Source organism: Nocardioides sp., assembly GCF_036374615.1.
Lineage (GTDB): Bacteria > Actinomycetota > Actinomycetes > Propionibacteriales > Nocardioidaceae > Nocardioides.
This window is the reverse complement of sequence record NZ_DASUTK010000109.1, coordinates 1-10,359: the sequence shown is the minus strand read 5'-3', so window position 1 is coordinate 10,359 and position 10,359 is coordinate 1. Positions and strand designations below refer to the sequence as shown.

Annotated in this window: 14 protein-coding genes; 6 read left to right on the top strand and 8 right to left on the bottom strand. The window is 71.6% G+C overall.

Annotation, left to right across the window (positions count from 1 at the left end; translation table 11 throughout):
- Positions 1-661, top strand: a 661-nt coding sequence (locus VFZ39_RS08990; RefSeq protein WP_330865398.1) for a DNA-directed RNA polymerase subunit alpha, incomplete at its 5' end; no start/stop codon positions are given.
- A 62-nt stretch (positions 662-723) separates the two neighbouring features.
- On the top strand, positions 724-1,317 hold the full coding sequence (rplQ, locus tag VFZ39_RS08985) for a 50S ribosomal protein L17 (RefSeq protein WP_330865397.1): 594 nt from the start codon (positions 724-726) through the stop codon (positions 1,315-1,317).
- A 72-nt stretch (positions 1,318-1,389) separates the two neighbouring features.
- On the opposite strand, the gene VFZ39_RS08980 is transcribed toward rplQ, so the two are convergent.
- Together VFZ39_RS08980 and VFZ39_RS08975 are read right to left on the bottom strand one after the other, a co-directional pair.
- Complete coding sequence (locus VFZ39_RS08980; protein WP_330865396.1) at positions 1,390-1,866, bottom strand: cupin domain-containing protein; 477 nt, start codon at positions 1,864-1,866, stop codon at positions 1,390-1,392.
- Positions 1,867-1,970: 104 nt separating this feature from the next.
- Complete coding sequence (locus VFZ39_RS08975; protein WP_330865395.1) at positions 1,971-2,330, bottom strand: GntR family transcriptional regulator; 360 nt, start codon at positions 2,328-2,330, stop codon at positions 1,971-1,973.
- 67 nt (positions 2,331-2,397) lie between these two features.
- Between VFZ39_RS08975 and VFZ39_RS08970 the strand changes: the two genes are divergently transcribed.
- Positions 2,398-3,309 (top strand): PfkB family carbohydrate kinase, encoded by a 912-nt coding sequence (locus VFZ39_RS08970; protein ID WP_330865394.1) that lies wholly within the window; start codon positions 2,398-2,400, stop codon positions 3,307-3,309.
- Positions 3,310-3,312: 3 nt separating this feature from the next.
- On the opposite strand, the gene VFZ39_RS08965 is transcribed toward VFZ39_RS08970, so the two are convergent.
- The 4 genes from VFZ39_RS08965 to VFZ39_RS08950 all read right to left on the bottom strand — a co-directional run bounded on the left by VFZ39_RS08965 (position 3,313) and on the right by VFZ39_RS08950 (position 6,470).
- Complete coding sequence (locus tag VFZ39_RS08965) at positions 3,313-3,879, bottom strand: TIGR03086 family metal-binding protein (RefSeq protein ID WP_330865393.1); 567 nt, start codon at positions 3,877-3,879, stop codon at positions 3,313-3,315.
- On the bottom strand, positions 3,879-4,382 hold the full coding sequence (locus tag VFZ39_RS08960) for an SRPBCC domain-containing protein (RefSeq protein WP_330865392.1): 504 nt from the start codon (positions 4,380-4,382) through the stop codon (positions 3,879-3,881). Before VFZ39_RS08960 ends, VFZ39_RS08965 begins: the two co-directional genes overlap by 1 nt.
- On the bottom strand, positions 4,379-4,735 hold the full coding sequence (locus VFZ39_RS08955; protein ID WP_330865391.1) for a metalloregulator ArsR/SmtB family transcription factor: 357 nt from the start codon (positions 4,733-4,735) through the stop codon (positions 4,379-4,381). The genes VFZ39_RS08960 and VFZ39_RS08955 overlap by 4 nt, the downstream gene beginning before the upstream one ends.
- A 79-nt stretch (positions 4,736-4,814) precedes the next feature.
- On the bottom strand, positions 4,815-6,470 hold the full coding sequence (locus VFZ39_RS08950; RefSeq protein ID WP_330865390.1) for an FAD-dependent oxidoreductase: 1,656 nt from the start codon (positions 6,468-6,470) through the stop codon (positions 4,815-4,817).
- 49 nt (positions 6,471-6,519) lie between these two features.
- On the opposite strand from VFZ39_RS08950, the gene truA reads away from it, so the two are divergent.
- Together truA and VFZ39_RS08940 are read left to right on the top strand one after the other, a co-directional pair.
- A complete protein-coding gene (gene truA, locus VFZ39_RS08945; RefSeq protein ID WP_330865389.1) occupies positions 6,520-7,317 on the top strand; it encodes a tRNA pseudouridine(38-40) synthase TruA in 798 nt (265 codons plus the stop codon).
- Positions 7,314-7,919, top strand: a complete 606-nt coding sequence (locus VFZ39_RS08940; protein WP_330865388.1) for a class I SAM-dependent methyltransferase — start codon at positions 7,314-7,316, stop codon at positions 7,917-7,919. Before truA ends, VFZ39_RS08940 begins: the two co-directional genes overlap by 4 nt.
- A 12-nt stretch (positions 7,920-7,931) precedes the next feature.
- Here the strand turns inward: VFZ39_RS08940 and VFZ39_RS08935 are convergent, their stop codons facing one another.
- Positions 7,932-8,846 (bottom strand): aminoglycoside phosphotransferase family protein, encoded by a 915-nt coding sequence (locus tag VFZ39_RS08935; RefSeq protein ID WP_330865387.1) that lies wholly within the window; start codon positions 8,844-8,846, stop codon positions 7,932-7,934.
- 4 nt (positions 8,847-8,850) lie between these two features.
- Positions 8,851-9,609, bottom strand: a complete 759-nt coding sequence (locus tag VFZ39_RS08930) for a class I SAM-dependent methyltransferase (protein ID WP_330865386.1) — start codon at positions 9,607-9,609, stop codon at positions 8,851-8,853.
- 35 nt (positions 9,610-9,644) lie between these two features.
- On the opposite strand from VFZ39_RS08930, the gene VFZ39_RS08925 reads away from it, so the two are divergent.
- The coding region (locus tag VFZ39_RS08925) for an aldo/keto reductase (protein WP_330865385.1) at positions 9,645-10,359 on the top strand (715 nt) is incomplete at its 3' end.

The following is a 10,359-nucleotide window of genomic DNA, read 5'->3' as shown; positions in this document are numbered from 1 at the left end:
CCCCGACCTGAAGATCGCCACCCTGTCCGACAAGGGCAAGCTGGAGATGGAGCTCGTCGTCGAGCGTGGCCGCGGTTACGTGTCGGCGGTGCAGAACAAGGGTGCCGACAACGAGATCGGCCGGATGCCCGTCGACTCGATCTACAGCCCGGTCCTCAAGGTGACCTACAAGGTCGAGGCCACCCGTGTCGAGCAGCGCACCGACTTCGACAAGCTGGTCATCGACGTCGAGACCAAGCCGTCGATCCGCCCCCGCGACGCGATCGCGTCGGCCGGCAAGACGCTGGTCGAGCTGTTCGGCCTGGCCCGTGAGCTCAACGTCGAGGCCGAGGGCATCGACATCGGCCCGTCGCCCGTCGACGAGCAGCTCGCCGCCGACCTCGCCCTGCCGGTCGAGGAGCTCAACCTGACCGTGCGGTCCTACAACTGCCTCAAGCGCGAGGGCATCCACACCGTGGGTGAGCTCATCTCCCGCTCGGAGCAGGACCTGCTCGACATCCGCAACTTCGGCGCGAAGTCGATCGACGAGGTCAAGGCCAAGCTGGTCGAGATGGGCCTCTCGCTCAAGGACAGCGGCCCGGGCTTCGACCCGCACGCTGCCCTGGCGGCGTACGGCTCGGACGACGACGACGACGCCTTCGTCGAGGACGAGCAGTACTGAGACCCCTGTCGTAATCCCGCTACCCCGGTACCTCGTACGGCCGGGGAGAATCGAGAAGAAGAATGCCTACCCCCAAGAAGGGGCCCCGCCTCGGCGGTAGCCCGGCGCACCAGCGGCTGATGCTGTCGAACCTGGCCACCCAGCTCTTCGAGCACGGCCGGATCACGACGACCGAGACCCGGGCGCGCACGCTGCGGCCGCTCGCGGAGAAGCTGATCACGAAGGCGAAGCGGGGCGACCTGCACAGCCGTCGTCTGGTGCTGCGGACCGTGCGGGACAAGTCGGTCGTGCACACCCTCTTCACCGAGATCGCCCCGTCCTTCGCGGAGCGCCCGGGCGGCTACACCCGGATCACGAAGATCGGTCCGCGCAAGGGCGACAACGCCCCGATGGCGGTCATCGAGCTCGTGACCGAGCCGTACACCCCCAAGCCGCGCGCGACGAAGCAGGCGGAGGCTGCGCCGGCTCCGGTGGCGGCGCCGCTTGACGAGACCGTCGACGAGGACGAGGACGACATCTCGAACGACACGTCGAACGACACGTCGGACGACACCTCGAACGACACGTCCAACGACACGTCGGACGACAGCGCCGACGAGAGCTCGGCTGCCGAGGAACCGACCGAGGACGCCGACGAGGAGTCCAAGGACGCCTGAGCGCCGCTCGACGTACGACGGCCCGTCACCCACCTGGGTGGCGGGCCGTCGTCGTCTCGACGTCGGGCCGGGTCAGGCGTGCTGGTCGGGTTCGGCGGACCCGGGTTGCACGGTCCACTCGGGCGGCTCGTCGACGCCCGACTCCTCGTCACGCTCGGCCTCATCGGCGGTGGCCTGCACGATGCCGCGGGCGTGGTGCACGGGCGCGTAGACGGCGTAGAGCCGGATCGGCACGTCGCCGGTGTTGATGACGTCGTGCCACGTCCCGGCGGGGACCATGATGGACCAGTCGTCCTCGACGGACTGCTCGAAGGTCAGGTCCTCCTTGCTGGGACCCATCACGCACCGACCCTGGCCCGCCTCGAGGCGCAGGAACTGATCGGTCTCCGGGTGGACCTCCAGCCCGATGGACTCACCGACCGGGATGCTCATCAGCGTCACCTGGAGGTAGCGACCGGTCCAGGCGACGGTGCGGTAGGTGTCGTTCTCGAGGGTGGCCGCCTCGATGTCGAAGGCGTGGGGGCTCGCGCCCGGGTCGCTGACAACCATCCGGTTCATCCTTCCGTGCTCGTGCTCGTCCTTCGCGCGGCGTGTGCCTCACAGTGCACTATGGCGCACTCTGAGGCACACGCGGCGACCCATGGCGACACGGCTCAGACCGGCCAGGCGCGTTCGAGCAGCCGGGTTGCCTCGGCGCGGGTCAGCCCCAGTCGCCGGGCCGTCACGGCGTACGCCGCCGCAGCCCGGTCGGCCTCGGGCGACGCCGCGGCGGTGCCCGACGCGACGAAGGTGCCGCGTCGCCCCTCGGTGACCACGACGCCGTCCGCCTCGAGCTCGCGGTAGGCCCGGGCCACGGTGTTGGCGGCCAGTCCCAGCTCGGCGGCCAGCGCGCGCACGGTCGGCAGCTTGGTCCCGGCCGGCAGGTCGCCGCCGGCCGCGCGGCGCGCCACCTGGGCGCGCAGCTGCTCGAACGGCGGCTCGGGGAGCGACGGGTCGGGCGGGTGGATCCGCATGCCGGGGACCCTAGACGACTCAGCGGTGTCTCTCGCCATGCGTCCGCCGATGCGGTACTGATGGGCCATGTCGAAGTCGGCACTGGTCGTGGGCGAGTCGCTGGTCGACATCGTGCGCGGTGGCGACGGCAGCACGACCGAGTTCGCAGGAGGTAGCGCCGCCAACGTCGCCGTCGCGCTGGCCCGGCTCGACCGTCCGGTCGACTTCGCGAGCAGCTGGGGTGATGACGACCGGGGCCGCGTGCTGGCCGAGCGGCTCGAGCGCGACGGGGTGTCGCTGGCGGTCGACCCGCACGCGATCGGGCACACCTCCACCGCACGGGCGACGCTCGGCTCGGACGGCCACGCGTCGTACACGTTCGACCTGTCGTGGCGGCTGAACCCGCTGCGCGACGGCGTCGACCCGGTGGTCGTGCACACCTGCTCGCTGGGCGCGGTGCTGGCGCCGGGAGCCGAGGACGTCCTCGTGCTGCTGGAGCGGCTCCGCGAGGACGCGACGATCAGCTACGACGTGAACGTCCGACCCGCGATCACCGGCACCGGCCCGGACCTCGTCGCCCGGGTGGAGGCGGTCGCGGCCAGCAGCGACCTGGTGAAGGCCTCCGACGAGGACCTCGAGGCACTGTACGCCGAGCTCGACCCGGTCACGGCTGCGAAGCGGCTGCTGGCCCTCGGCCCGGCAGCGGTCGTCGTCACCCGCGGCCAGTCCGGTGCCACGTGGGTGAGCACGACCCACGAGGTCGACGTGGCGGCTGTGCCGGTGGTCGTCGCAGACACGATCGGTGCCGGCGACACGTTCTGCGCGGCGATGCTCGATCGGCTGTGGGCGCGCGGCCTGCTGGGGCCGAACGGGCGGGAAGCGCTGGTCGACGTGGCCCGGGACGCTGTGGTGGACGTGCTGTCCTTTGCCGCCCGCGCTGCGGCCGTCACGGTCGGGCGACCTGGCGCGGACCCGCCGTACCGCCGCGAGCTCAGCTGAGCGCTAGTGCGGCGGCCGCCACGCCGGGTCGCGGCCGATGAAGCCGATCAGCCGGTCCGCGACGGGGGCGTCGTCCGGGACCGGCACGGCCGGACCGTACTGACCGGAGTCGCGCATCAGCTGCTCGAACGGCTTGCTCCCCTCGAGCAGCTCCTCGGCGAACCCCGGCGCGAGGGAGAAGTCCTGGCCGCTGGCGCGGGCCAGGTCCCACGAGTGCATGAACACGTCGGCGGTGTAGAACCTGTCGACCGCCTCGTCGAGCGGGAGCGTGCCGGTGTGGCGGTTGTCGAAGCTCCGGGACGGGGTGGCCGGGTCGTCGAGCAGTGCCTGGACGGCGGTGCACTGGACCGTCCACGCAGCCACCGGGTCGTCGGCCACCGACGGCCCCGCCGGCAGCTCGACGTCGCAGCCGCCGCGCAGGAACCCGGGGAACCACTCCACGAGGTGGCCGACCACGTCGCGTGCGGTCCACCCCTCGACCGGCGCCGGCGCCTCCCAGTCGCGGGTCCCCCGGACCAGCTCGGTGAAGGCGCCGGCGTGCCGGCGGTGGCGCTCGGCGGCGTCCGGCATCAGACCGCCCCGTCGGCCAGCATCGTGTCGAGCTTGGCGTACCCCTCGTGCACCCCGGTGTCCATGCCGCTGCTGAGCATCCCGTCGCGACCCTCGATGGAGTCGCACAGGGACTGGGCGTGCAGCCGGGTGGTGCCGTCGCCGAGGTCCTCGAACCACATGGTCTCCAGGGCGATGGCGTCGGGCATCCCGTCGAAGGAGAACGTCTGCACGATCTTGGTGTCGGTCACCTGCGGGAAGGTGCCCTGGAAGCCGAACTCCTCGCCGTCCCGCTCGCACACGTAGCGGTAGGAGCCGAGGCTGCGGCAGTCCCAGTGCTCGATCCGCGCGGTCACCGAGTTCGGGCCGATCCACTTCACGAACAGGTCGGGATCGGTGTGGGCCCGCATCAGCTGCTCGGGCGTGGCACGGAAGTCGCGCGTGATGCGGACGATGGGCAGGTCCGGGACCGCCTCGATGGCGGCCTCGGCGTACCGGGTCTGGTGCTGGGTCTGACTGGTCATGATGCTGTTCCTTCCTCGGTGGCTGCTTCCTGGTCGTGATCCATCTCGGCGAGCACGGCGTCGAGGCGGCGGTACCGCTCCTCCGCCTGCTGCCGGTACCGCTCGATCCATTTGGTCATGAGGTCGAACACCTCCGCCTCGAGATGGACCGGCCGACGCTGGGCCTCGCGACTGCGCGTGACCAGCCCCGCGTCCTCCAGCACCTTCAGGTGCTTGGAGACGGCCTGGAGGCTGACGTCGTAAGGCGCCGCGAGCTGGCCCACGGTCGCGTCCTGCTGGGTGAGCCGGGCGACGATGTCGCGCCGCGTCGGGTCCGCCAGTGCGGCGAAGACGCGGGAGAGCTGGTCGGCCATCTCGATCCTTTTCAACTCGTCGGTTGAATACGACCGTAGATCGCGCTCCTGACTCTTGTCAACCCCTCGGTTGAATACGTCAGGCCGGTCCGAGGTGCGCGTGCACCAGGGGTACGACGCTGGCACCCTCCCCGCTGGCGGCCGCCACCCGCTTCATGGAACCCGCCCTGATGTCACCGACCGCGAAGACTCCCGGGACGGTGGTGGCGAGGTTGGCCGGTGGCAGTCCGTTGCCCCACTGCTCGGGCGGGACGTCCCGCCCGGTCAGCACGAAACCGCGCTCGTCCCGCGCCACGTCGGCCGGCAGCCAGTCACAGTGCGGCTCAGCACCCAGCAGCAGGAAGAGGCCGCCCACCTCGAGCCGCTCCATCGCACCGGTCGTGCGTTCGCGCACGTCAATCCATTCGAGCCGCCCGTCCCCGCCGCCGTCACACACCTCGCTGTCGGGGCGCACCGTCACCCGCGGGTTCCAGTCGACCTCCTTGATGAGGTAGCGCGACATCGTCTCCTCGAGCCCGGGCCGACGCACCAGGATGGTCACCGAGCGGGCGAACCGCGCGAGGTGGATCGCCGCCTGACCGGCGGAGTTGCCGCCGCCGACCACCACGACGTCCTGCCCCTCGAGCTCCCGGGCCGCGCTCATCGCGCTGCCGTAGTACACGCCCTTCCCCACGAGCCGCTCCAGGGCCTCGACCCCGAGCTTGCGGTAGCTGACGCCGGTCGCGACCACGACCGACCGGGTGTGGACCTCTCCGCCGTCGGTGCGGACGACGTGGTGGTCGCCGTGCTCGCACGGCGCGACCGACGTGACCTCCCAGCCGGTGAAGAACCGGGTGCCGAACCGGATCGCCTGGTTGCGGGCGCGCTGTGCCAGCCGCATGCCGGAGATCCCGCGGGGGAAGCCCAGGTAGTTGCGGATCATCGAGCTGGTGCCGGCCTGCCCGCCGATCGCCTCCACCTCGACGACCACCGTGTTGAGGCCCTCCGACGAGCCGTACACCGCTGCGGCCAGCCCGGCCGGCCCGGCTCCGACGATGCACAGGTCGACGACGGTGTCGACGTCGACGTCCTCGGGACGCCCGTAGATGGTGGCGGCCACCTCGCGCACCGACGTGGGCGCGTGCACGTCGCGGTAGGGCGAGTCGACGAGCGGGTACGTCGGCTCCCCGTCGTACCGCTCCACGATCTCGCGGCCCACCTCGGTTCCCGGGTCGTAGGTGCGGTGGGGCACGCCCATCCGGCCGAGGAAGTCACGGATCGCGGACGCGAGCGGGTTACCCGGCGGCGACACAAGGCGCACCGTCTCGATCTCGGGCTCGGCCACGGTCGAGCCCCAGTCCGAGAGCAGCTCGGTGATCGCGGTGTGGAACTCCTCGTCGCGCACGCCGCGGGGCATCAGCAGGTAGGCGTCGTACTTGCCGGTGGCGAGGCCGGCCCGGAGGCTCGGGGCGTCGGCGAGGAACCGGTCCCAGTGGGCGACGACCACGCGCTTGGCGGTCGGGACCAGCTGCCGCCACTTGCCGAACGTCTGCATCGGGGTGGTCTCGCGCAGCGCCGAGTCCGCCACCATCAGGGCGAGCGGTCGGCCGTCGGCCTCGAGCTGCTTCACCAGCCGGGCGCCGTCCTCGAACGTGGTCGCGGTGAGGAGGTCGTAGTCGCGGGCGTAGCGCCCGAACTCGTCGAGCAGGAACTCGGAGTGGTCGTTGGAGACGAGCAGGATCGTGGGGTTGGTCACGTCCCCAGTCTGACCGATGCCAGGTGAGGTCCACCTAGGATGAGCGACCGTGCGGCTCCGGATCGACCTGTCCTACGACGGGAGCGCGTTCCACGGCTGGGCGACCCAGCCCGGGCTGCGGACGGTGCAGGGCACGCTCGAGGCCGCGCTCGCGATGGTGCTGAGACTGCCTGCCGTCGCCGTCGTGTGTGCCGGGCGCACCGACACCGGCGTCCATGCACGCGGCCAGGTGGTGCACGTCGACCTGCCCGAGGACGCGTCGTACGACGAGCGGCTGCTACGTCGGCTCAACGGCGTCCTCCCCGCTGACGTCCGGGTGAGGGCGGTCGCGCCGGCACCGCCCGGCTTCGATGCTCGCTTCTCCGCCCTGTGGCGTCGCTACACCTACCGGGTGGCCGACGCCCCCGCCCTCGCCGATCCACTCACCCGGGGTCACGTGCTCTGGTGGCCCCGTCCGCTCGACGTCGAGGCGATGGCTGCGGCCGCCGAGCCCCTCCTCGGGTTGCGGGACTTCGCGTCGTTCTGCAAGCAGCGCGAGGGTTCGACCACGATCCGCACCCTCCAGCACTTCTCATGGGAGCGGGTCGACGGGCTGGTCGTCGCCACGGTCCGGGCCGACGCGTTCTGCCACCACATGGTGCGATCGCTGGTCGGCTGCCTGCTCGCGGTAGGCGAGGGCCGGCGACCGGCCACGTGGCCGGCGGAGATCACGGCGGCGGGGGTGCGTGACCCGGCCGTGGCGGTGGTTCCCGCGCACGGGCTGACTCTCGAGGAGGTCGGCTACCCCGGCGACGCCGACCTGGCCGGCCAGGCCGACCTGGCGCGCGCGAGACGGGAGACGACATGAGCGACGACGACCACTACTTCTCCGCCGACCCTGCAGCGCCCTTCGCCCGCGAGGAGTTCGATGCCGAGGTGTGGGGGCACCGGTTGCGGCTCACCAGCGGCGCGGGCGTCTTCAGCAAGGGTCACCTCGACCACGCCACCGCGGTGCTGTTCCGTGAGACCGAACCGCCGGCGCAGGGTCAGTTCCTCGACCTCGGGTGCGGCTACGGCGTGATCGGGCTGGCGATCGCCGCGGCGGTGCCGCTGGCCAACGTCACCGCGACCGACGTCAACCGGCGGGCGGTGCTGCTCGCCAACGAGAACGCTCGGGCACTGGGGCTCGACGGTCGGTTCGTCGCCTGCACCCCGGACCAGGTGCCGTCCGACGCGACGTACGACGAGATCTGGTCGAATCCGCCGATCCGGATCGGTAAGGAGGCACTCCACGAGCTGCTGCTCACCTGGCTGCCGCGGCTGCGGCCGGAGGGCAGGGCGGTGATGGTGGTCGGCAAGAACCTCGGCGCCGACTCGCTGCAGCGGTGGCTCACCGAGCAGGGCTGGCCGACCACCCGGCTGGCCAGCGCCAAGGGGTTCCGGGTGCTGGAGACCGTCCGGGGAGCGTGAGAGGCGCCGACGTCACGTCTGACCGTCGACGAACATGCCCAGCCGGGTGCGGGTCATGTCCGGGGCGGTGGGCAGGTGACCGTTGACCGCGCGACAGATCCACCCGAGCCGCATCGCGAGTGCGACGGCCGCGTCGAGGTCGGCGTCGTACCGCTCGTGGTAGGGGCGCAGGTAGCTCTCGACGTACGACGTGAGGTCCTCGGAACCCGCGACGTCGTCCAGCCCCCAGGCGATCACGCCCTCGAGCGTGACCGACAGCGAGAAGAACGGGTGAGAGACGCACGAGTCGCCCCAGTCGAGCAGCAGGTGGGTCCCCTCGCCGAGGAAGACCTGGCCGTCGTGGAGGTCGTCGTGCTGCAGCGTCTCGTGAACCCCGTATGCCGAGAGCTCGCGGCACAGGGCATCGACCCGGTCCGGGCTCGGCCACCGCGGGTCGGCGTCGCCCAGCTCGAGAAGGAGGGCGGCGTACGCCTCAGCGAGCGTCGGGAGCCGTCGGTCGGGCACTCCGAGCGCGAGCAGCGCGTCGACGTCGTCCTCGCAAGCCAGCTGCACCCGGGCGTAGGCCTCGAGCACGTCGTGCCATCGCGCGAGCGAGCGCTCCTCCTCGACCGCCTCGCGCAGCCGGCGCCCCGCGTCGCGCATCAGCATCCAGCCGGTCCCGGCGTCGAAGGCGAGCAACGCGGGCACGCGCTCCGGCGCGCGGGCGGCCACCAGCGCGGTCAGCGCCGCCTCGTGGCGCAGCGGTTCGTGGTTGGCCTTGAACCAGACGGTGTCGTCAGCGGTCGGCACCCGCATCACCGTCGACCACTCCTCGACGTGCGGCTGTGCCACCTCCCCGGTGCGCTCGATCCCGAGCTCGGCGAGCCGGTCGTCGATCCAGGCATGGGCCCGGTCCACGAGGTCGGCGCTGCGCCAGTACTCAGTCACGGGGCTAGCGACTCGCGACGGTGCACCAGGCCGAGCCGGCCACCGAGAACGGTTCCGGCCCGAGCCGGGCGGCGCAGGCGGCGCGGACCGCAGCCACCCGGTCCGGTGGTTGCGACGCGATGAACACACCTGCCGGGCCGACGCCGTAGGTGAACGGCTCCCACCAGTCCTCGAACCGCTCGAACGTGATGGTGACGGTCAGCACCGTCGTCGTGCCGCCGGACAGACCCGCCTCCTCGAACAGCTCGGCCAGGTGCCCCTCGCGGGTGCCGGCCGCGACCGACTCGTTGTCGGCGGCCGGGTCGACGTCGCGCACGCCGTCCCAGAACGGGGTGAGCGGGCTGGTGCCGGAGGCGTGCTGCCAGACCGTGGCTGCGACCGTCCCGCCGGTGCGCGTCACGCGGGCCATCTCGCGCAGCCCGGCGATGGGGTCACTCATGAACGGCACCACGAGACCGGCCAGCGCCGCGTCCACGCTCCCGTCCTCCAGCGGCAGCTGCTCAGCCGGCGCGACGTGCGTCGTCACGCCCGGATGACGCTCCGCCAGGGCCGCGACGAACGCCGGCATCGGGTCGACCGCCGTCACGTGGTCCGCGCCCACGACGCCGACCAGCTCACCGGTCAGGGCGCCAGGCCCGCTGCCGACGTCGAGCGTCCGCATCCCCGGCTCGATCCCGGCTTCGGGCACGAACAGCCGGGCCAGCGGAGTGCTGAAGCGACCCATGAATCGGTCGTACGCCTCGGCGGTGACCTCGAACCCCATGAGGTCAACGTAGCGCCGACTGACATGCTGGGCTCATGACGTACGAGGCAGCGGAGAACCGGTACGACGGGCTGACCAGCGACGGCGGGATGGAGTACCGCTTCACGGGCCACAGCGGCCTCAAGCTGCCGGTGCTCTCCCTCGGGCTGTGGCAGAACTTCGGGACCGATCGGCCCGAGGAGACCCAGCGGGCGATCCTGCGCCGGGCGTTCGACCGGGGCGTGACCCACTTCGACCTGGCCAACAACTACGGGCCGCCGTACGGCAGGGCGGAGGAGAACTTCGGCCGCTACCTCGCCGAGGACTTCAAGCCCTACCGCGACGAGCTGATCATCTCGACCAAGGCCGGCTGGGACATGTGGCCGGGGCCGTACGGACAGGGCGGTGGGTCGCGCAAGTACGTCCTCGCGAGCCTCGACCAGTCGCTGGCGCGGATGGGGCTCGACTACGTCGACATCTTCTACAGCCACCGGTTCGACCCCGAGACGCCGGTCGAGGAGACGATGATGGCGCTCGACACGGCGGTGCGCTCCGGCCGGGCGTTGTACGCCGGGATCAGCTCCTACTCCGCCGGCAAGACCCGCGAGGCGGCAGGGATCGCCCGCGAGCTCGGTACGCCACTGCTGATCCACCAGCCGTCGTACTCCATGCTCAACCGCTGGATCGAGGCCCCGCGCGGTGAGCAGAGCCTGCTCGACGAGCTCGAGACGCAGGGGATGGGCTGCATCGTGTTCAGTGCGCTCGCGCAGG